This is a genomic window from Elizabethkingia occulta (genome assembly GCF_002023715.1).
Classification (GTDB): Bacteria; Bacteroidota; Bacteroidia; order Flavobacteriales; family Weeksellaceae; genus Elizabethkingia; species Elizabethkingia occulta.
In genome coordinates, this window is sequence record NZ_MAHX01000005.1 from 247893 (window position 1) to 269745 (window position 21853).

Consider the following 21853-nt stretch of genomic DNA (forward strand, 5'->3'; position numbering starts at 1 on the left):
CAAAAAAATATTTACATTTGCTCCGATAAAATATTAACTGCCTCAAAGCAGATATTTAATACATATGAAATTTAATACTAATAATACTAACTGGTGGTGGCTTTCCAAATCTATGTCGGATCTGGGCACTTCCTCTATGTATTATAATTAGGATAAATAATATTAGAAAAGAGTTTAAGACTTCGGCATATTGTGTCGAAGTCTTTTTTTTAACCATACTTACAATATTAAACCATGAATTTTAAGCAGAACATTAACATTACAACCAAACATAAAAACTACCTGAGTGACCTTTTTACGCCTATAGGAATTTATCTTCGCCTTCGTGACCGTTACCGCGATACTATTCTGTTAGAGAGTGCCGGAAACCAAAATACAAGTAACAATTTCTCTTTTATCTGTGTAAATGCAATTTCCGGTATTGAGATTAAAAACCTTACAGAAATAGAAGTTAAATTTCCTAATCAGGCACCACAGAAACACCTGTTAGGAAGTGAAAAACTTACACAGGTTTTACAGGAATTTTCCAATTGTTTTGTTCCAGAAAAATCTGAGCATCCATTGGCAAATCTGGCACAGGGATTATACGGATACACCAGCTACGATGCTGTTCAGTTCTTCGATACTGTCAAATTCAAGCCAGCTTCTCCGGAAACCGATATTCCGCTAATGCGTTACAGGTTATATCAATACGTAATTGCTATCAATCATTTCAATGACGAAATGACAATTTTCGAGAATAAAATCAAAGGTCTGGAATCTGATTTCTCTACTCTGGAAACCTTTATCAATCAAAAGAACGCACCTGTATTTCCTTTTGAAACAAAAGATGAGGAGAAGTCCAACCTTACTGATGAAGAGATGGCTGAATTAGTCGAAATGGCTAAAAAGCATGCAATGAGAGGCGATACCTTCCAAATGGTACTCAGCCGCAGATTCGAGCAACAGTTTTCAGGAGATGAATTCAATGTCTACAGAGCATTGCGAAATATCAACCCTTCCCCTTACCTTTTCTATTTCGATTACGGAAGCTACAAAATCTTTGGTTCCAGTCCGGAAAGCCAGTTGATTATAAAAGACCAAAAAGCAATTATCCATCCAATCGCCGGAACATTTAAACGTACCGGAAACATAGAAACTGATCTTGCTTCTGCAGAAGCACTAAAGAAAGATCCAAAAGAAAATGCTGAGCATACCATGCTTGTGGATCTTGCAAGAAATGACCTTAGCATAATGGGTAAAAACACAACAGTATCCAAGCTAAAGGAAATCCACTTCTTCTCTCATGTTATTCATATGGTAAGCGAGGTTACCGCGGATGTAGCTGTAGGAACAAATCCTTTTGAAATGATTGCTACTACATTCCCACAAGGAACACTAAGCGGTGCTCCAAAATATATGGCTATGGAGCTTATTGATAAATATGAAAAAACTTCCAGAGGCTACTATGGTGGCTGTATAGGATTTGTAGGATTCGACGGAAGTTGTAATCAGGCGATTATGATTCGTACATTCCTTAGTAAGAACAATACACTTTATTATCAGGCCGGAGCCGGAGTTGTTGCCAAATCCGATACTCAAAGTGAAGTGCAGGAAGTGAAAAACAAATTAAATGCTCTAAAATCTGCTTTAAAGAAAGCCAATAAAATAAACTAAAAAATCACAATACTCTTCGACAAGCTCAGAGTGACAACAAAAAAATGTTTTCACTATAATGTCAGGCAGAGCCTGTCGAAGCCTAAATATTAAAAAGATAAATCTTATGAAGATATTAGTTTTTGACAATTACGATAGTTTTACATATAACCTTGTACAGATCATTGAACGAATAGTCGGACATCCTGTAGACGTAATCAGGAATAATCAAATCACACTTGCTGAAGTAGATCAGTATGACAAAATTATTCTTTCGCCAGGACCGGGAGTTCCTTCGGAAGCAGGAATTCTTCTGGATTTGATCAGAGAGTATGCTCCAAAAAAAGAAATTTTTGGTGTATGTCTTGGTCAGCAGGCTATTGCAGAAGCATTTGGAGGAAGTCTTGTTAACCTTTCAGAAATATACCATGGTGTGGCTACTGATGTACAGGTTATAAAAGACAGCACATTACTCTTTAAAGATTTACCTGAGAACTTTGAAGCCGGAAGATACCACAGCTGGGCTGTAGCTAATGAAAATTTCCCTGAAGAATTGGAAATAACGGCTGTGGACGACAAAGGAATGATCATGGCTCTGCAACACAAAAAATACAATGTTCACGCTGTACAGTTTCATCCCGAAAGTATCCTTACACCGCAAGGTGAAACTATTCTTAGAAACTTTTTAAATGCTTAATAATTCATGAAACAGATATTACAATACCTTTTCGATCATCATACACTTTCACGGGCAGAAGCGAAAGCTATACTCAGCGAAATTGCACAAAACAGGTACAATGAAAACGAAGTCACTGCTTTTGTATCAGTATTTCTCATGCGTAACATTACACTTGCCGAATTAGAAGGTTTTCAGGAAGCACTATTACAATTAGCTGTTCCTGCAGATTTAGGCACTAATGATCTTGTAGATATCGTAGGTACAGGTGGCGACGGGAAAAATACTTTCAACATATCAACACTGGCCAGCTTCATTGTAGCCGGAACGGGGCAACAAGTAGCCAAACATGGTAACTATGGAGTTTCTTCTACAAGTGGAGCCTCGAATGTATTGGAGGAATTAGGTTATCAGTTTAAAGATAATGCAGAAGATCTGAAAAAAGATCTGGAAAAGGCAAATATCTGCTTTATCCATGCTCCACTCTTCCATCCGGCACTGAAAGCTGTAGGACCACTTCGCAAAAACCTCGGTCTTCGTACATTTTTCAATATTCTTGGGCCATTGGTAAATCCTGCAAAACCGAAATACTCCATGATTGGTGTTTATAATCCGGAAATTGCGCGCATATACCAATATTTGCTGCAAAAACAAAAGGAGAAATTTATGCTGGTACATGCTTTAGACGGGTATGATGAGATTAGCCTTACACAGGATACCAAAATTTATTCTGAAAAAGGAGAAGAAATTTATTCTGCAGAAGATTTACATTTTAAAACTATTACAGCAGATAGCATATTCGGTGGTTCAAGCAAACAAGAAGCTGCAGAAATTTTCCTGAATATACTGAAAGGAAATGCTACCTATGAGCAAAATGCAGTTGTATTAGCTAATGCTGCTATGGCTTTAAAGAATACCGGTAAATATGGAGATTACGATTCTTGTCTGGCATTAAGCAGAGAAAGCTTGGAAAGTGGGAAAGCTTTTAAAAGTTTACAATTTTTGGTTAAGGGTTAAAACTTTTATGCTAGAGAGAACTTGTTCAAGTTGAACATTTCGACTTCGCTCAATGTGACACTATGTTGTGCTGAGCTCGTCGAAGCAGTATAAACTTATATAATAATTTTCAAGAGGCTTCGACAGGCTCAGCCTGACAATCCAGAAATGAAATACAGTACTAGAATTGTTACTCTGAGCCTTTAATAGAATTTGATAACTAATTCTTAATGATTAATAATTCAACTGATAACCGATTACTAACAACCAATAACTGACAACTAAAAAGATGAATATACTCGATAAAATTGTTGCACAAAAACAGCTGGAACTAGCATCAGATAAGAAGCTTATTTCAACAGAAGAATTAAAAGACCAGGCTTTCTTTTCACGTAAGACTTTTTCATTAAAAGAAAGTGTAAAAAACAAAAGTGGTATTATTGCTGAATTTAAAAGGAAATCTCCTTCTAAAGGCATTATTAATAATATCCAAAATCCGCTTTCTGTTGTTTCATCTTATGAACAATATGGGGCAAGTGGTATTTCTATTCTTACAGATACAGAATTCTTTGGTGGATCCAAAGAAGATATCCTAAATGTAAGAGAACACATCAACATCCCTATTCTCCGCAAAGATTTTATGATCGATGCTTATCAGTTCTATGAAGCCAAAGCTATGGGTGCAGATGTAGTACTCCTTATTGCAGCTTGTCTATCTCCGGAGCAGGTTTCCGAGTTTACAGGATTAGCACATTCTCTGAATCTGGAAGTTCTTTTGGAAATTCATACAGAAGAAGAATTAAAACATTTCAATACTGATATCGACCTAGTTGGTATTAACAATCGTAACCTGAAAGACTTTAAAGTAGATTTACAGCATTCTGTTAATCTTAAAAATCTCCTTCCGACAGGAACACTATCCGTTGCAGAAAGCGGAATTTACAATACTGAAGACTTTTTATTCCTAAAAGAGAAAGGGTTCGATGCTTTCCTTATGGGAGAATATTTCATGAAAGGAGACAATCCTGGAAATAAATTTGGAGAATTTCTTAAAATTATATGATATGAATAATAAAGATATATTATTTAATGAATGTAACTTAATTATTAAAGAATTTCCTTCATACATAGAAAAATATAAAAGCACTAAAGAACAATTTTTAATTATGAAAGAGGCTATGCCTCTTAATAATTTAAATAAAAGAATATTGATAGAAATTGAAAATAATTTGACCTTCAATAAGTTTATTATCTTCAATTTTATTGCACAGTTAGATTTAGCAGTTAATGTAAAAGGATTATTAAAATCAGACTCAAAGTGGGAACAATATTTTTATATAAGAAACTCATACCTAGTCATTCATGAAGTTTTAAATAAATTTAAGCATAAAACTATTGATAGCTCTAAACCATCGCTTTTTTACCAAACATTAGCCAAAAATGAAATATTTATTAGTGAGTTAGATAATATATTATTAAAAATTGATAATTATTTTTCTAAGTACAAAAAAATAACAAATGTTAGGAATAAAATAGCAGGTCATTACGAAGACAGCTTTGATAAATTCTATAAGACATTAAACAATCTTGATATAAATGAAACAGTAGAAATTATTATCGAATATTTCAAAATTTCAACTTTAATTATTAATATTTTGGTTGACTATTCTGATCATTTTAATAAAAATATTAATAATAGATTACACTTAATCGATGAAAAGGTGAAAAAAGAATTACTTGAAAAAGAAAATTTGCTAAGAATGATATTATCAGAAAGATATGCAATTAAAGTATGTGGATTAGCACACCTCGATCAGATTCAGGAATTACAGAAGTCTGGAGTTGATTTTCTTGGATTTATATTCTACCCTAAATCACCACGTTACGTTCTGAATCATTTAAATTTGAAACAAATATCAGAAATAAACCATTTGGGAAAGGTTGGTGTTTTTGTAAATGAAGATGTTGCTATAGTTTCTGATATTACCAAACAAGCACATTTGAATTATATACAGCTGCATGGCGACGAAACCATAGAATATATACTCAATCTGAAAAAACTTCTTCCGGATACACAGATTATTAAAGTATTCCGGATTGGTCAAGAGGTAAATACCGAAGTACTCAAATCCAAAATTTTAGAATTTGAAGCTTATGTAGATTTACTTCTCTTTGATACCGACTCAAAAGCTTATGGTGGGACAGGGGAAACATTTAACTGGTCCGTTTTGGATCAATTAGATTTACAAAAACCATACTTGCTAAGCGGAGGAATTTCTTCTGAGAATATAGCTAAGATGGAAAATCTAAAGGTAAAACCCTTTGCTTTGGACATCAACTCCAAATTTGAAAATAGTCCGGGTGACAAGAACATAGACAAAATACAAGAATTTATTCAACATTTATAAAAACTAAAAATGAAATACAAAAATCCTGATCAATACGGATATTATGGAGATTTCGGCGGAGCATTTATCCCTGAAATGCTTTATCCTAATGTAAAAGAATTAGAAGACAATTATCTGGATATTATAAATAGTGATGATTTTAGAAAGGAATATAATGCTCTACTTAAAGATTATGTAGGCAGGGCTACTCCACTTTATTTTGCTAAAAATCTCAGTGACAAATACCATACCAATATATATCTGAAAAGGGAGGATCTGAACCATACAGGTGCTCATAAAATAAATAATGCACTCGGACAAGCTCTGCTGGCAAAGCGCTTAGGCAAAAACAGAATTATTGCAGAAACAGGAGCTGGCCAGCATGGAGTGGCTACCGCAACAGCTTGTGCCCTATTAGGACTGGAATGTATCGTTTATATGGGTGAAATAGACATTGCCCGCCAGGCTCCAAATGTTGCCCGAATGAAAATGCTTGGCGCAACTGTAATCCCTGCAACGTCCGGAAGCAAAACCCTAAAAGATGCTGTAAACGAGGCTTTAAGAGACTGGATTAACAATGCTTCTACAACCCATTACATTATTGGAAGTGTTGTAGGCCCTCACCCTTTTCCGGATATGGTGGCAAGATTCCAGAGTATTATAAGTGAAGAAATAAGATTCCAACTGAAAGAACATATCGGGCGCGAGAATCCTGATTACGTTATTGCTTGTGTAGGTGGTGGAAGTAATGCTGCAGGGACCTTTTATCATTTTGTAGATGAACCTGGTGTTGGCATTATTGCTGCAGAAGCTGGTGGTCTGGGTAAAGATTCCGGTGAGAGCGCCGCAACCACCTTTTTGGGAACATTAGGAATTTTACACGGCAGCCAAAGTCTTGTAATGCAGACAGAAGACGGACAGGTTATAGAACCTTACAGTATCTCTGCAGGGCTGGATTATCCGGGTATTGGTCCATTTCATGCGCATTTATTCCAGGAGAAAAGAGCAGAGTTTTTCAGTATAAATGATGATGAGGCATTGAAATCCGCTTTTGAACTTACCAGACTTGAAGGAATTATTCCAGCACTGGAATCCGCACATGCTTTAGCTGTATTGGATCAGAAAAAATTCGATAAAGAGGATGTTGTTGTAATATGTCTTAGTGGACGTGGTGATAAGGATATGGAAACTTATTTGAAGCATTTAGCTTAACTTTTAATCTCTAAACAATGAAAAAACTCAATATATATTTTACTGCCGGAGTTCCTCAGCTGAATGATACAGCGCAAATAATGAAGACTATCCAGTCTGCTGGTGCCGATATGATTGAAGTGGGAATCCCATATAGCGATCCTGTTGCAGATGGTCCTGTAATTCAGAAATCCGATGAATTGGCTTTACAAAACGGAATGACCATTGCCAGGCTTTTTGAACAATTGAAAACAGTAAAAGATGAAATCAATATTCCGGTAATTCTTATGGGATACCTGAATCCTGTTTTAAAATTCGGTTTCGAAAAATTCTGTCAGGAATGCCAGGCTTCTGGTGTTTCAGGATTAATACTTCCTGATTTACCTCCTATAGAATTTGAAAAGAAATATCAAAAGATTTTGGAGCAATATGGCATTAATTTTACTTTTTTGGTGACTCCGGAAACTTCTGATGAAAGGATTCAGTATCTTGATAGCTTAAGTTCAGGATTTCTCTATGCCGTAAGCAGCTCTTCTACTACCGGTACCAATCAGGAAATTGACAATGATGATTATTTCAAACGACTGAAGTCTTTAAATCTGAAAAATCAGATTCTTATTGGTTTTAGCATTAAAAACAAAACTGACTTTGACAAAGTTGCACAGCATGCAGATGGTGCCATTATAGGCTCGGCTTTTGTGAAAATTCTTTTGGAGAATGAAAACTGGGAAAGTAAAGCTGCAGAATTTATCAAATCTATTAAATAAAAAATACATCTCAAAAACACACAAAATATATTTCGGCCATTTCTTAATTTTAAGAAGTGGCTGAAATTTTATCTATCATGGTCATCTGATTTTAATTAACTTAGTAGTAAATTCTATTATCATGGCCCAGAAAATAGATAACTATAAAGATTTCTATAATTTTTACCTTACTGAGCATAAAGATTATACCTGTAGAATATTACACTTTACAGGTACGGCATTAGTGTTTATCCTATTGTTCTATTCGCTTTTCTCAGAGAAATATTACCTCCTTTGGTTTGTTCCCGTTGTTGGATATGGTTTCGCCTGGATTGGTCATGCATTTTTCGAAAAGAATAAGCCCGCTACATTTACCTATCCTCTATGGAGCCTGATTTCAGATTTCAAACTCTTCTTTGAATTATTAATGGGTAAACAAAAGTTTAGACAATAAAATGCTTTACCGGATAAGGCGAATGGACATATTGTGCATGCTACGATTATGCTCCAGAAGTTCAGGATACATGTCATTCCTGTACTGATATATAATAGACTAAGGCTGCTTTCACAAGCAGCCTCTATATTTAGAATATTTATTACTAAACATTTTCTTCCATAACATCCTGTAATGCCCGGAACAAATTAAGTGGATATTCAGCTAAACGATTACAAACATAAAGATACCATTCCTTTCCATATACAAAATATAGTTTGGTAGGATAACCTTCTTCTTTTAATTTGATTAACTGTTCAGTCTGTATACCAAATAAGCTTTCAAATTCATAGGTTTCTTTTCCAGGCTGATATTTATTGATAAGAGCTTTAGCCTCTTGCTGAATCTCATGGTGATGTGTAGCAATAGAACACAGATGTTGCTGAGAGAGCAATTGTTCAACATAATACAGATATTGGTCGTCCAAAGCATTACCACGTGGAAGTGACAAACCTTTTTCTGTTTCAAATGCTCCTTTTACCATCCGTATTCTTCCTTTCTCTTTAATTATATCAACAAAATCATCTTTTGTTCTATAGAGATATGCCTGTAATGTTATCGACAAGTTGGAAAACTCTTTAGAAGCTTTTTTATACAACTGTAATATAGCATCTGTCCGTTCAGTTCCTTCTGCACTTATAATAACTTCCTTATCACCAGCAGCTGTGCAGATAGCTGAAATATTTTCAAAACATAAATCTTCTGAAATGGCCAATCCTATATGAGATAAATCCAGAGACACTGTAGAATTCAAATTTTGGCTATGAATTGATTGACAAATATTTACAAATTCATCTTTAGCTTCCATCGCTTCTTTTACAGTACGGGTACTCTCTCCCATAAACTCTATAGAACATTTAAATTCTCTAGAATTTTCTTTGATAACTTTATTAACTGTTTCAGACAGATTTTCACCACCAATGTATCGGTTTGCAACTCTTTTTAGTATTTTGAATAATGATTCGTTTTGTAGTATATAAGCTTTTGCATCTTCGTTTAATGCTGCTTTTCGAAGTGCCTGAGATCCTATTGCCAGTAACTGTTCCATATTATTTAATTATAATACTATTATTTTTAAAATGTAATGACTTCCCTGTAAACATTCATAACCTCTTCAGCAATTTGTTTCTCATTGAATTTTTGGACAAACTGAAAAGAATTTTCTGCTCTCCTTTTTCCTTCGTCCGGATTTTCCCATAAGTGTAATACTTTAGATTTAATATCCTCTGTACTCGTCGGATTTACATAGAGACTATCCGGCCCTCCTGCTTCCGGAAGACAGCTTATATTACTCGTTATAACCGGCGTCTTAGAGAAAAGAGCTTCTATAACCGGAATACCGAAGCCTTCATACAAACTAGGATAAATAAAGATATCGGCCAACTGATAGATCTTTGCCAGTTCAGTCATATTCACATTTGTAAGAAAACAGACCTGCCCTTCCATATTATTCTGAGCTATAAATTTTCTGATTCTCTGGCTATATTTGGTTTCTCTGCCAACAACAACCAAAGGGATATCAGTTCCTTTTATGGCTTTTACAACAGAAAACAAATTTTTGCGCTCTTCTACTGTACCAACATTTAGGATAAAGCGTTCCGGCAGATTAAATTTAGCCTTTGCAACAGTAAATTCTTCTTCTGAAAAGTTCTGTTTAAAAGCTTCGTGACAAGTCTGATAGATCACTCTTATTTTGGATTCAGGAGTTTTAAAATACTCCATAATATCCTTTTTAGTTTGTTCACTAATCGCAATAACAAGATCCGAATCTTTTATGGCTCTTTTAAACTTCCATGTATGAATTTTACGATCAAAAAATGAATAATATTGGGGATACTTAAGAAAGATAAGATCATGGATAGTTACAACTTTTTTTATCTTTTTATCATTCCATTTTAATGGTAATTCACCAGACAATCCATGAAAAATATTACATCCTTCATTCTGAGCATCCTTCCCCATTTTCATTTGACGGGCAAGATTTCCTTTGCTTATTTTTCTGAAGATAATATTGCTACGTTCCAAAAGACCTGCTGTTCTTTCAGACGTATTTTTAGCAAACATTAAATATTGATTTTCCGGAAAGTATTCTGATAAAGTACGCACCAGATCACGTGAATAATTTCCGAGTCCCGATGTGTTATGAAAGAAGCGTTTCGCGTCGTAGCCTATCTTCATTTTTTAGTTGTTTCTAAGAAGTCTTTAAAAGTACCAAATGTATATTGATTTTGCTTCAGCCATTGTACAAATTCATCGAATCGTTGTACCATTTTATCACCTGTGTTTACAGATGTATAAGAAGGTAACGAATATGCTTTTTTAGTAATATCCATAAATTCCCAGGGGTGGAAATAAATATTAAGGTATCCGTCTTTTTGTATCGCTCGCTTTGCTAGGTATCTGTAAATATTTACAGGAAAATTATGAAAAGACAACCAGAATAATGGCACTCTCCATGGCGAAACCGAAGCCGGAACCTGAAGCACATTTCCCTGTGGAAAATATCTTCTGCTAACTTTCAGGTTATTATATCTTCCCGGAAGCCATGTAGGATTAACTGACGAGTTATAAGTATAACCAGCCTTCTCTACCTCTGCAGCATCTACTTCCATCATCCTTGGCATTCGGAGTCCGATAATATCAGTACCGAAAACTTCCTGAAGCCTTTCTCTGGATTTCTTCAAATCTTCAATTGAAAACTCTGAATGATACCAGGTATGTGATGCCAGTTCATGTCCATCTGAAAGCAATTGCTCAATCAAGTCCTTATTATTTTCTGCAAAAACAACAGTCGAAAAGAAAGTTGCTTTTGCATTATGTTTTTTTAAAATGGCTAATATATTCTGCAATCCATTTCTGGAGACTTGTAATTGCTCCTCAAACGGAATTGTTCCCTCATATTCCAGAGGCATATCAAATTCTTCTATATCAAAACTTAATAGAATCATTTAGAAATTTTTAGATCTTATAATAAATAGAGGTCTGTCTTTAACCTGTTTGAATACCTTACCAAGATAAATACCTATAATACCGAGCATTACCAATTGCAGTCCTCCGAAGAAAACTACTGTCATGATAAGAGACGCCCATCCGGATATTTCACTTCCATTCATAAATGAATAGATAACATAAGGAACATATAGTAATGATAAAGCAGAAAAGAAAAAACCAAGGTAAGCAGCAAAATATAAAGGTTTTACACTAAAAGATGTTACCCCCGTTAATGCCAGCTTAAACATTTTGTTTATGGTATACTGACTGATTCCGTTTTCGCGGTCAGCAGCGACAAATTTTATTCCTTTCTGTTTGTAACCTACCCATTTTACCAATCCACGTATAAAAAGATCAGACTCATGATTTTGTCTTATTTCTTCTATAACTTTTGCATCCAGTAATCTAAAATCAGCACCTGCCCCTTTCTCTATAGTAAAATCGGACATCGAGGAGATTATTTTATAATAAATATCTGAAGTCAGCTTTTTGCTTAAAGAAATATTCTCATTATACCTTCTAATGGTATATACTATATCGTGTCCGTTTTCCCACTCTTTAATAAGCTGCGGAATCAGCTCTGGTGGATGCTGCAGATCACCGTCCATAGAGATCACAGCATTTCCATCAGCATTATCTAAACCAGCTTTTAATGCAGCCTGATGTCCAAAATTCCGGGAAAGCTCTATATATCTAACTTCAGGGTATTGGGCAGCAAGGTCTTCTAGAACTTGTTGTGTAGTATCCCTGCTACCATCATTAACAAAGATAATCTCATAAGCATAATCTTTTAATGAAGAAAATACAGCAGCGATACGCTCCCTCATTATAGGAACATTCTTTTCCTCATTATGAGCCGGTATTACAATATTAATCTTCTTCATTTTATTGCAATTGATAGTTTTTATTAAAATCCTTTGTCAGCAGTTCATAAGTAATTCTAAACCATACAATGCAGCAAGGCAGTGCCTTTAACGAGTATTTTATGATGTAGTTTTGCTTTACATATTTAGGAAATAGATCCGACATACCAAAACATGTCAGAATCAATACAAACAGCATAAGCCCATTAACCAATCTGTTCTTATCCTTTTGAATAAGATACCAGATCATAACTCCGGCAACTGCTATAATATATGTTGGGGATTCGGAACCGGAACTAAACAATACTGTAAAAAGTAAGGTAGAAGCTAATATCATCAGCTGAAAAGCCTGATTCTTATATTGCTTAATCCGCAGGTATGGCAAAGTAAATAGTGGCAACCCAACAGCTATAAACCATAAATTGGATATATTGGCATCTCCCAGAACTCTTCTTACAATTCCCATTAAAGATATATCCTGCATATTCCCCAGAACCTGATTATCATTGTTTTTCTTTACCAACTCTACATACCAGTCTGTGTAGGATTGCAGTCCGAAATGTACAGATGAATAAAGCATAGGAATAGCTAAGAAAGCTACTGCACCAATAATTAACGTTGCAATAAATTTCTTTTTATTCTTAACAAAGAAGAATGAGCTAAGCCCAACTATACCATAAATTTTGACAAAGGTTCCTAAAAGAATTGCAATAGCTGACTGGCTTTCTTTCCTTTGGTAAATAAAACAGGCAGACAATATAATAAGTCCTGTTAGTGCAACGTTGAATTGGAAACTTACCATAGCCGTAATAAGCTCCTGGAAGCATAGCCATGCAAAAAAGGATTTCATTTTTTCGGAAAATGGTAATTGCTTTACTGCGTAAATAAACAAACCTACATTAGCAATATTCCATAAAATCATTCCTAACCAGTCTGGTAAAATAGTAAACGGAGCAATAAGTGCACTGAATATTATTCCGTAATGATTTTTGTCAAAGTGCAGAAGTGGGTATTCTACATAAAGATTTTGTTGAAGGAGAGTATTTCTGAAAACATTTTTAAAGATCAGATAATTGTTGTATTTAGACGGACCTCCCCTGTATTTGGCAATAGCAGAAAATATAGCAACCAAAATATAAATACTAAAAATATATTTCGGTTGCTCTATGAATTTTCCGTATTTAGACCAAAGTCTAAAAACAGTATTTCGTATCATGTAAAGGAAATCTATACAGCTACATTATGCTCTCTTAAAGCGTCATTCAATGACGTTTTAAGGTCTGTAGATTCTTTTCTTTTACCTATGATAAGGGCACAAGGAACCTGGAATTCCCCAGCCGGAAATTTCTTTGTATAACTTCCCGGAATAACCACACTTCTCGCCGGAACTCTGCCTTTTATTTCTACAGGCTCGTCACCAGTTACATCGATAATCTTTGTAGACGCTGTTAGTACAACATTAGCACCTAATACAGCTTCTTTTTCCACATGAACACCTTCTACAACAATACAACGGGAACCTACGAAACAATCGTCTTCAATAATTACCGGAGCAGCTTGTAATGGTTCTAGTACACCACCGATACCAACACCACCACTAAGGTGAACGTTTTTACCGATTTGCGCACAGCTTCCTACTGTTGCCCATGTATCCACCATTGTACCACTGTCTACATAAGCACCGATATTTACATAAGAAGGCATCATAATAACACCCGGAGCTACAAAACTTCCGTGTCTTGCAATTGCATGAGGTACAACTCTTACTCCTTTTTCTGCGTAGTTTTTCTTTAACGGGATTTTATCATGAAATTCAAAAGGACCAACCTCAATAGTCGACATCTTCTGAATAGGGAAATACATTACTACCGCTTTCTTTACCCATTCGTTCACTTGCCATCCATTTTCAGTAGGTTCAGCTACACGCAGCTCTCCCAAATCCAACTTCATAATTACATCACGAATGATTTCCTGATTGTCTTTATCTTGTAGTAAATCTCTATTATCCCAGATTTTCTCAATTGTCTCTTGCAAACTCATAATGCTTAGTATAGTTTTAGTGAATTTAAAGTGACAAATTTAATAAATTTATAAGACTCTTCTGGCACTTAAATAGGCTTTATTCCAATATTTTTCATTCAGAGAAGAGATCATCACCCCTCTACTTGTAGAAGCATGAATGAAATTAACTTCTCCATCACGAATAGTATGAACAATTCCGACATGAGAAACCCTTGAACCTCCAGATGTTGCAAAGAATAACAGATCGCCTGGTATTACATTTTTTATAGAAATTTCTCTGCCTTCACGAGACTGGTCTTCAGATCTGCGCGGAAGAGCTACATCCTGACTATCGTATACTGTAGTGATAAATCCGGAGCAATCCATACCAGATCTTGTTACGCCACCAAATTTATATGGCGTTCCCATATAATCTTCTGCAGTACGCAAAAGCTTGTCTACTTTACGGGAATTGCTTCCGCTGAAATTGGAATTAAGATTTCTTAGAGTATAGCTCTTACCGTAATTTTTTCCTCCTATAGGTCTTTTGGTAACTACTTTGGAAGAAGAACATGAAATAATGAATAAAGAAAAAATACTGAGTAAGAATATCTTTTTAAACATAGACCTAAAATTAAGAAAAATATAGATTACATAGGATTATAACGCATTTTTTTATAAAAAATTTTGTTCACGTCCAAAAAAATTTTTACTATTGCAACTGCATCGGGGGATTGGCGCAGTTGGCTAGCGCGCTACACTGGCAGTGTAGAGGTCATGGGTTCGAATCCCATATTCTCCACCAGAAACATAAATAGCTATAACTGAATTTGTTATAGCTATTTTTTTATATTTTTGTAGACCATTCAGTTTTTTTACAATTATACTTCCTCTTCCTTATTCAGGGAAATGCTTACTAATATTGCATTCAATTAACTCTAGTAAAACATATTCATTGTATTATAATATTGTATTACTATTTAATCCGGAAAATATATCACTTTATAAAGAATTATTATTATATTTACAATCTAACCAAATTAAATAAATATTAACATGAAAAAAATTCAAAAATCTGAATTAAGAAAAATTAATGGAGGCCAGGCATGCTATATGGCATTTTGCCCGCAATGTAATAATAATGATGGCCCCTATTATGCATGCATACCAATTGGTGCAAGACCATACGAAGTTTGTTGTCCAAATGGATAAAAAATTAGCCCTCAAATTGAGGGCTAATTTTTTATTTAGGTCTATCCGATTTTGTTGGATCTATTGTTTCAGTAGGTTCAGCCAGAGTTATTTTTTTCTCCGCAGTCTTATTAGGTTGTGTCTTTTTTATCTTAATCTTATTAGTAAGATTTTTAATAGATACAGAAGCATCAGCTTTAACTGAATCCTGGTCTCTGTCAGTTGTACAGGCAATAGTAGTACTTAATACAAAAATTGAAAAAATTAGTAGTTTTATATTCATAGTTTATACATTTTGATCAGACGTAAAAATACTAATTCATATTATATGATTTGTATTTAATAACGATTATTGATATTCTTTTTAAAAACAATTTCCTAAATCATTATACAAATCCCGATAAATACTGTTTATTATAGATATTTAGCATACATAATATTTATTTAAATAAATATATCTGGATAAATTTCACCTTTATAATTTGACATTAATTCTTATATGATTATTAAATTATCATCATATTCGCAGATACATTATAGAGTATTATAATTGTTAATGTAATTTTATATGACAAATTAAGGATAATGTTATTTACTTTATAAGTAAAAATCATGTAATCACTTATGATTATTTGTTCAATAAATAATACATGTGGAAAATGGATAAAGAACAAAGCCTAAACGAATTGGCTAAAGTCTTTTTGAAATTAGGCTTTACTGCTTTTGGAGGTCCCGCGGCCCATATTGCTATGATGAGACAGGAAGTAGTAACCAAACGCAGATGGATGTCTGAAGAACACTTTCTTGACTTAATAGGTGCTACAAACCTGATACCTGGTCCCAACAGCACTGAAATGGCCATTCATATCGGGCAAGATAGAGCTGGATGGAGAGGACTAATTATTGCCGGATTATGCTTTATATGTCCTGCTGTTATCATCACTTTATTTTTTTCCTGGTTATATAAGCAATATGGTCAGCTCCCCGAGATACAACCATTTATATATGGGATAAAACCTGCAATAATTTCAATTATTTTAATGGCTGTTTATCCTTTGGCCAAAAAATCCTTGAAGACTCCACAGCTTTGGGGTATTGGCTTCATTGTTCTTGTTCTATCACTATTAGGCATTAATGAATTTTTTTTATTATTCGGAGCAGGTATAATGGCCATCCTCTTTAGCTTAATCAATAAACAAAATACAATACACTCACTAATTCCAGTTGCTTTATTACAAATTTCAAATCCCGGATTTATTACATCTAAAAACCTTCACCTTTTTCTTATCTTTTTAAAAATTGGAGCTATTTTATATGGCAGTGGTTATGTACTCTTTGCTTTTTTAGACACAGAACTAGTAGCAACAGGCTTACTCACTCGGCAACAGCTGATAGATGCAATTGCAGTCGGACAATTTACTCCCGGACCGGTTTTTTCTTCGGTTACCTTTATTGGTTATCAGATTAATGGTTTTATGGGTGCTCTCATTTCTACCATTGCTATTTTTTTACCATCATTTGTATTTGTAGCATTGCTTCATCCGCTAATGAAAAAAATGCGTAGTTCAAAATCTCTATCTATATTTTTGGATGCTGTAAATGTTGCATCAATAGCAATTATTATAGCTGTTTGTTATGAAATGATAAAAGATAGTATTGCAGATTGGAGAACTATATTTATTGCTGTATTATGTTTTAGCTTACTTTTCCGTTTCAAAAATATGAACAGTGCGTGGATTGTTTTATTAGGAGCTTTACTCGGATTCACCTTACAATATTTCTAAATTTGATTTAACTGAAAATAGAATGTCTACAACAGCGAATATACCGGATTAAATCTTTTACATTTTTAAATCCTTGTTTGAGATTTAATAAAATTATTTTCAAATCATTAATACATCCTTTCAAAAATAATTATAAGTACCTGAAAACGTTAACATTTATTTTTTTTAAAACATATCACAACTATTAGAATTATGCTTATCTTTATATTTAACCAAATAAATATTAGCATTATGAGAAAAATTACAAAACCTGAACTGAAAAAAATCAATGGTGGTAGTGGCACCGGCTGTATTAGGATGTTCTGCCCAGTATGCAATGACGGTAATGGCCCTACCAGCGTATGTCTGCCAAGAGGCACGGATCCATATCCGATATGTTGCCCAAACGGATAAAATAATTAAAGAAGAGACTCTTCTACTACTTAGGAATCATTAATACTTTGATTTTGCGAAAACAAATTTCGCACAAAAGTGATTTATGAATACATTTGCAGAATGATCTGAATAAATACTCAGATAAAATAGATACAGTTGAAGTTTCAGCTTAAATTAATCTTCCGGTTTGTATATAATTCCGTTTTGTTTTATTTATATACACAGAATTAAAACACCAATCTTTGAAGTGCTTTGTATTTATTATAAAGCACTTTTCTATTCAATGCTTTACTATTTTATTTTTTTGAAAATTATTCCCCTTTGAATATCCATTTCTAATTCAGAAATTTCTCCTTTACTATTTAATCTAAATCCAAAATTAAGATCAGGATTCATTTGCTGTGGAAATTCTTCTGTAAATTTTAACCTGAAATAATCATATTGTTTATGCTCTAAAGCAAATCGAAACGCCGGAAAAACAGCATACAGTTTATCACCTTCTTTAACTACCTTAATTATACCATAACCCATATTTTCATACTCCCCACAATATGAATCCATAGCATGAGTTGGCTTTTCATTTTCATTAATAAGTTTAAAATATTTTTCCGGTTTTGAAATATCATGTATCTCCTTTTCATAACTATAAGGTTTATTATAATCCAAACCAAGCATTCTGAGAGCCAGCATGCTTGCAACAGTATAGGGCAGATCGGTATTATGCTGATTACTGAGAACTACTATTCCAAATCCATCCGCAGGAAATAAAACAACATTAGATGAGAATCCCGAAACAAGTCCCCCATGATATACTCTGTAATGTCCATGGAAAATATTTGTATTCCAACCATAGCCATAACCAAATAAGTAGTTGGCCTGATCTTTCTTTGAAGGCGCACCGCCATCAATTATAGCCTTAGTACTTATCGCATTTCTAATATAGTCTTCGGAAACAATTCTTTTTCCTTCAAAGTTTCCGTAATTCAACCAAAGTTTTAACCAGTTTGCCATATCATTGGCAGAGCTGTTAATTCCGGCTCCTGGATTATCATTCCCAGTTTTCTGGAACAGTACTTTCTCTATCTTATTTTGATAAATACCGTACGGATAGGAAAAATCTTTTTGTTTCACTAATTCATCAACCGATATATTACTATGATTCATTTTTAACGGGCTGAATATTTTCTCATTTATAAGTTTTTCCCATGTACTATTGTATACCTGTTCTGCAATCACTCCCAGGATAATATACCCGAAATTACTATATATCCAGCTGTTTTTTGGCTCTCCGTTTGCTTTTAGAAATGGTAGTTTATTCAGAAGGTCAATTCTTTTGTCCGAAGGAAAAAAGATATACGAGCCATCTACAGATCCCAATCCACTCCTATGGTCTAATAAATCCTCGATGGTGATCAGCTCATTCATTCTTTCTGTAGGAAATTCCAGATGCGGAATATGTTTTGAAGGCTTGTCTTTAACAGATAATTTATTTTCAGTATTTGCTATTCCTATTAAAGCGGATGTAAAGGCTTTAGTATTACTTCCTATACCAAATAGTGTATTGGAGGTTACCGGTAGTTTATTTTCAAGATCACGATACCCAAAGCCTTTGGAAAAAATTACTTTATCTTTTCTAACGATTGCAACCGACAAGCCAACACCTTTATAATCGTTTAAAATTTTTTGAATTTCCAGATCAACTCCCTTAAGGTTTTCTGTTTGTCCCTGATATAGTATTAAACCAAATAGCAAAAAGCTAAATAAGTATAATCTTTGCTTCATATTTTTATTTAATTAATAGACACTGAAATTTAATCTTTAATTACAGATATATGCAGTAAAAATAATTTAATAAAATTATTTTTTTGTATAAATAAATATCGTATCTTTAGTACAGAGTTATATTTTTCATAATATAATAAATGTGATTTGGTGAGTCCCGAGCAATCGGGACTTTTTCATTAAATTACTTAATATTTAAATCTTTGCATATCATCAAATTAATAAAAAAGCAACTTACCTGCTTGAAGTAGTTGCTGTTTTTTATAACAAATTTATTAGCCTAAATTTTAATATAGACTATTAACTAACTGGAAAGGCTATACAATAATAAGTATTTGGCCCTGCTCCGGAGATTGGTCTGCAACCTCCTGCTGTAGAGCAACAATAATTATTTCCACAATTTCCATCTTCAGGACATATTCTGAATCCGCCATTAATTGCTTTCAAATTTTCTCTTGAAATTTTTTTTAAATTTTTCATATTATTTATATTTATTTGGTTGTGATAAAGTTAAATAATAGAAATTGAATAAAGAACAAATATTTCACTTTTTTATGATGCCTATATAATGTTTTGATTTTTTATTTCTACATATTAGTGGCTTAAATAAAACAGCAACTCACTTTCCTGAAGCAGTTGTTGTTTCTTTATAACAAATTATAACTTTATTTCACTCTAGAGTACTATCATTCAATTGGAAAAGGCTCTATTTTTGGGCCACTTGGTGGTGGGCTACATAAATAGGTATTTGGTCCTGCTCCGGAAATGGGTCTACAGCCTCCTGCGCAACAAAATCCATCACCGCAATTTCCATCTTCAGGACACATTCTATATCCGCCATTAATCCCTTTTAGACTTTCTCTTGAAAGTTTCTTTAAGTTTTTCATATACTTATATATTTATTTGGTTAGGATAAATTTAAGTAATACAAACCGAATAAAAAACAATTATTTCACTTTTATGTGATAAAATTACATGTATACTATAAAAAACCTCTGGAAAAAGATTCCAGAGGCCTCAAAAAAGTAAAATTTAAAATTATGAATAAGGGGTTTTAATTGTTATTATATTCTTTTAAATAGCCATCTATAACATCGAAGGCCTTTTTCTCATCTTTCAGATACACTTTTACTTTTAGGTTTGTTGCAGTTGGTGTAGAAAGAAATGACATATATGAGTTATCAATTTCTGCTTCTATACCTGCTTCTTCCAGTTTAGATTTTATTAACTGTACTTCTTGTGGTTTGTCTCCTTCAAAAACCGACACCTTTGTATTCAAATCCATATCAATTTCATTATTAAATCGGTTTAAAATTAGTAAAATCATTTCAAAAAAGCAAATGATTTACAAAAAAAATAATATTAAATTTTTGAAATAATAGAATTTATAGCAGATAATACTCTATCCAAATCTGCTTGCTGAACATTAAGGTGCGGACGGAAACGTATTGACTTTTCTCCACATGGTAAAATCAGAATATCTTCTTCTGCAAATAACTGTTGCTGAACTTTGTTTCTAAGTTCTTTCGAAGGAAAATCTATTGCACACATAATCCCTACTCCTCTTGCATTCGAAAGATAATCCGGATATCGATTCTGTAGCTGAATAAGACCTTCTATAAGGAAAAGTCCCTGCTGCTGTACGTTCTCTAATAAATTCTCGTTTTCAATGATTTCAAGCATTAGCTTCAGGCGAAGCATATCGACAAAGTTCCCACCAAATGTAGAATTGATTCTTGAAGATTCTTTGAATACATGATGCTCCACTTCATCCAACTTTTCTTTACTGGCTAATATACCACAAACCTGAGTCTTCTTACCAAAACTAACAATGTCAGGAACAACACCAATATGCTGGAACATAAACATCTTTCCTGTAATTCCGATTCCGGTCTGTACTTCATCAAAAATTAACAAGATTTCATTTTCATCACAGATACGTCTTAGTTCCTGGAAAAACTCCGGACGGAAATGATTATCTCCACCTTCAGCCTGAATAGGTTCGATAATAATACATGCGACTTTATTCGGATTTGCCAGAATTGATTCCTGAATATGAAGTAAAGCTTTTCCTTCCTGCTCAATTGTATAAGCTAAATTTTCTTCTGTTATCGGAAAAGTCAACTTCGGATTGATTATTCTTGGCCAGTCAAATTTTGGAAAATACTGATGCTTTCTGGGATCAGCTGTATTGGTTAATGATAGTGTATATCCGGAACGCCCATGAAATGCCTGTTGAAAATGAATAACCATTGAAGCTTCGGTTTTACTTCCCTGCAGCCAATTCTTTCTTGTCTTCCAGTCAAAAGCTGTTTTAAGTGCATTTTCTACTGCTAATGCTCCTCCTTCTACAAAGAAACAATATTGTAATTCTTCTGGTATAACTAGCCTTTCAAATACTTCTAAAAAATCAGCATATTCCTGAAGGTAAACATCACTAAGTGTAGGCTTATAAGTTGCATGCTTCCCAAGCCAGTCCTGATGTTTTAAAATATATGGGTGGTTGTAGCCTACAGCTGCCGAAGCAAACATAGAAAACATATCCAGATATTCTTTACCTGAAAGATTATCTACAATTACAGAGCCGTGTGACTTTTCAAAATCCATTACCATATCCAGTCCGTCTGCAAGAATATGTCTGCCTAAAGTTTCTTTTACCTGATTATTATCTACAATATTGTTCATTTGATTTGGGGTTATTTTTTCGTTAATTAATTACATATTAGTTTTATCTGTAATGTT

At 33.8% G+C, this 21853-nt stretch carries 24 protein-coding genes and 1 tRNA gene; 12 read left to right on the forward strand and 13 right to left on the reverse strand.

The window, feature by feature from the left end; all coding sequences use genetic code 11:
* The first annotated feature begins 234 nt into the window (after positions 1–234).
* From BAZ10_RS03315 to BAZ10_RS03350, 8 genes are all read left to right on the forward strand, one after another.
* On the forward strand, positions 235–1656 hold the full coding sequence (locus BAZ10_RS03315) for an anthranilate synthase component I family protein (protein ID WP_078770836.1): 1422 nt from the start codon (positions 235–237) through the stop codon (positions 1654–1656).
* 106 nt (positions 1657–1762) lie between these two features.
* Positions 1763–2332 carry an anthranilate synthase component II gene (locus tag BAZ10_RS03320; RefSeq protein ID WP_078770948.1) on the forward strand — a complete coding sequence of 190 codons (570 nt, stop codon included), beginning with the start codon at positions 1763–1765 and terminating at the stop codon, positions 2330–2332.
* A gap of 6 nt (positions 2333–2338) precedes the next feature.
* Positions 2339–3328 (forward strand): anthranilate phosphoribosyltransferase, encoded by a 990-nt coding sequence (gene trpD, locus BAZ10_RS03325; protein WP_078770837.1) that lies wholly within the window; start codon positions 2339–2341, stop codon positions 3326–3328.
* 268 nt (positions 3329–3596) lie between these two features.
* Positions 3597–4370, forward strand: coding sequence for an indole-3-glycerol phosphate synthase TrpC (trpC, locus tag BAZ10_RS03330; protein ID WP_078770838.1), 774 nt, complete (start codon positions 3597–3599; stop codon positions 4368–4370).
* Between the two features lie 697 nt (positions 4371–5067).
* Entirely contained in the window at positions 5068–5715 is a 648-nt protein-coding gene (locus BAZ10_RS03335; RefSeq protein WP_108721200.1) for a phosphoribosylanthranilate isomerase, read from the forward strand.
* Between the two features lie 9 nt (positions 5716–5724).
* On the forward strand, positions 5725–6906 hold the full coding sequence (gene trpB / locus BAZ10_RS03340) for a tryptophan synthase subunit beta (RefSeq protein WP_078770839.1): 1182 nt from the start codon (positions 5725–5727) through the stop codon (positions 6904–6906).
* Between the two features lie 17 nt (positions 6907–6923).
* Positions 6924–7652 carry a tryptophan synthase subunit alpha gene (trpA, locus tag BAZ10_RS03345; protein WP_078770840.1) on the forward strand — a complete coding sequence of 243 codons (729 nt, stop codon included), beginning with the start codon at positions 6924–6926 and terminating at the stop codon, positions 7650–7652.
* A 121-nt stretch (positions 7653–7773) separates the two neighbouring features.
* Positions 7774–8085, forward strand: coding sequence for a DUF962 domain-containing protein (locus BAZ10_RS03350; RefSeq protein ID WP_078770841.1), 312 nt, complete (start codon positions 7774–7776; stop codon positions 8083–8085).
* A 145-nt stretch (positions 8086–8230) separates the two neighbouring features.
* Here BAZ10_RS03350 and BAZ10_RS03355 read toward each other — a convergent pair whose 3' ends face one another.
* From BAZ10_RS03355 to BAZ10_RS03385, 7 genes are read right to left on the reverse strand one after another with little or no spacing between them, the layout of a single operon-like run.
* Positions 8231–9172, reverse strand: coding sequence for a proline dehydrogenase family protein (locus tag BAZ10_RS03355; protein WP_078770842.1), 942 nt, complete (start codon positions 9170–9172; stop codon positions 8231–8233).
* Positions 9173–9198: 26 nt separating this feature from the next.
* Positions 9199–10302 (reverse strand): glycosyltransferase family 4 protein, encoded by a 1104-nt coding sequence (locus tag BAZ10_RS03360; protein WP_078770843.1) that lies wholly within the window; start codon positions 10300–10302, stop codon positions 9199–9201.
* Positions 10299–11072: a polysaccharide deacetylase family protein gene (locus BAZ10_RS03365; protein WP_078770844.1), complete on the reverse strand. Its 774-nt coding sequence runs from the start codon at positions 11070–11072 to the stop codon at positions 10299–10301. Before BAZ10_RS03365 ends, BAZ10_RS03360 begins: the two co-directional genes overlap by 4 nt.
* Positions 11073–11999, reverse strand: a complete 927-nt coding sequence (locus tag BAZ10_RS03370; protein ID WP_078770845.1) for a glycosyltransferase family 2 protein — start codon at positions 11997–11999, stop codon at positions 11073–11075.
* Position 12000: 1 nt separating this feature from the next.
* Positions 12001–13194 carry a glycosyltransferase family 87 protein gene (locus BAZ10_RS03375; protein WP_078770846.1) on the reverse strand — a complete coding sequence of 398 codons (1194 nt, stop codon included), beginning with the start codon at positions 13192–13194 and terminating at the stop codon, positions 12001–12003.
* Between the two features lie 11 nt (positions 13195–13205).
* Positions 13206–14018 (reverse strand): 2,3,4,5-tetrahydropyridine-2,6-dicarboxylate N-succinyltransferase, encoded by an 813-nt coding sequence (locus BAZ10_RS03380; protein ID WP_059325083.1) that lies wholly within the window; start codon positions 14016–14018, stop codon positions 13206–13208.
* A gap of 48 nt (positions 14019–14066) precedes the next feature.
* The gene (locus BAZ10_RS03385) at positions 14067–14603 is read right to left on the reverse strand and encodes a C40 family peptidase (RefSeq protein ID WP_078770847.1); all 537 of its coding nucleotides are present in this window, start codon (positions 14601–14603) and stop codon (positions 14067–14069) included.
* Between the two features lie 104 nt (positions 14604–14707).
* Between BAZ10_RS03385 and BAZ10_RS03390 the strand changes: the two genes are divergently transcribed.
* Together BAZ10_RS03390 and BAZ10_RS18955 are read left to right on the forward strand one after the other, a co-directional pair.
* Positions 14708–14784, forward strand: a tRNA-Ala gene (locus BAZ10_RS03390).
* Between the two features lie 251 nt (positions 14785–15035).
* Positions 15036–15191 (forward strand): hypothetical protein, encoded by a 156-nt coding sequence (locus tag BAZ10_RS18955; protein WP_165689655.1) that lies wholly within the window; start codon positions 15036–15038, stop codon positions 15189–15191.
* Positions 15192–15222: 31 nt separating this feature from the next.
* Here BAZ10_RS18955 and BAZ10_RS03395 read toward each other — a convergent pair whose 3' ends face one another.
* A complete protein-coding gene (locus tag BAZ10_RS03395) occupies positions 15223–15453 on the reverse strand; it encodes a hypothetical protein (protein ID WP_078770848.1) in 231 nt (76 codons plus the stop codon).
* A 376-nt stretch (positions 15454–15829) separates the two neighbouring features.
* On the opposite strand from BAZ10_RS03395, the gene chrA reads away from it, so the two are divergent.
* A complete protein-coding gene (chrA, locus tag BAZ10_RS03400; protein WP_108721270.1) occupies positions 15830–16954 on the forward strand; it encodes a chromate efflux transporter in 1125 nt (374 codons plus the stop codon).
* Positions 16955–17185: 231 nt separating this feature from the next.
* Positions 17186–17347 carry a hypothetical protein gene (locus BAZ10_RS18960; protein ID WP_165690088.1) on the forward strand — a complete coding sequence of 54 codons (162 nt, stop codon included), beginning with the start codon at positions 17186–17188 and terminating at the stop codon, positions 17345–17347.
* 273 nt (positions 17348–17620) lie between these two features.
* On the opposite strand, the gene BAZ10_RS03405 is transcribed toward BAZ10_RS18960, so the two are convergent.
* The 5 genes from BAZ10_RS03405 to lat form a co-directional block, all read right to left on the reverse strand.
* Positions 17621–19111: a serine hydrolase gene (locus BAZ10_RS03405; RefSeq protein WP_078770850.1), complete on the reverse strand. Its 1491-nt coding sequence runs from the start codon at positions 19109–19111 to the stop codon at positions 17621–17623.
* A 300-nt stretch (positions 19112–19411) separates the two neighbouring features.
* Complete coding sequence (locus BAZ10_RS18875) at positions 19412–19591, reverse strand: bacteriocin-like protein (RefSeq protein ID WP_131828785.1); 180 nt, start codon at positions 19589–19591, stop codon at positions 19412–19414.
* Positions 19592–19797: 206 nt separating this feature from the next.
* Positions 19798–19998 (reverse strand): bacteriocin-like protein, encoded by a 201-nt coding sequence (locus BAZ10_RS18880; protein WP_131828230.1) that lies wholly within the window; start codon positions 19996–19998, stop codon positions 19798–19800.
* A 167-nt stretch (positions 19999–20165) separates the two neighbouring features.
* Positions 20166–20396: a putative signal transducing protein gene (locus tag BAZ10_RS03410; protein ID WP_059324365.1), complete on the reverse strand. Its 231-nt coding sequence runs from the start codon at positions 20394–20396 to the stop codon at positions 20166–20168.
* Between the two features lie 77 nt (positions 20397–20473).
* Positions 20474–21796 carry an L-lysine 6-transaminase gene (gene lat, locus BAZ10_RS03415; RefSeq protein WP_078770851.1) on the reverse strand — a complete coding sequence of 441 codons (1323 nt, stop codon included), beginning with the start codon at positions 21794–21796 and terminating at the stop codon, positions 20474–20476.
* Positions 21797–21853: the final 57 nt, after the last annotated feature.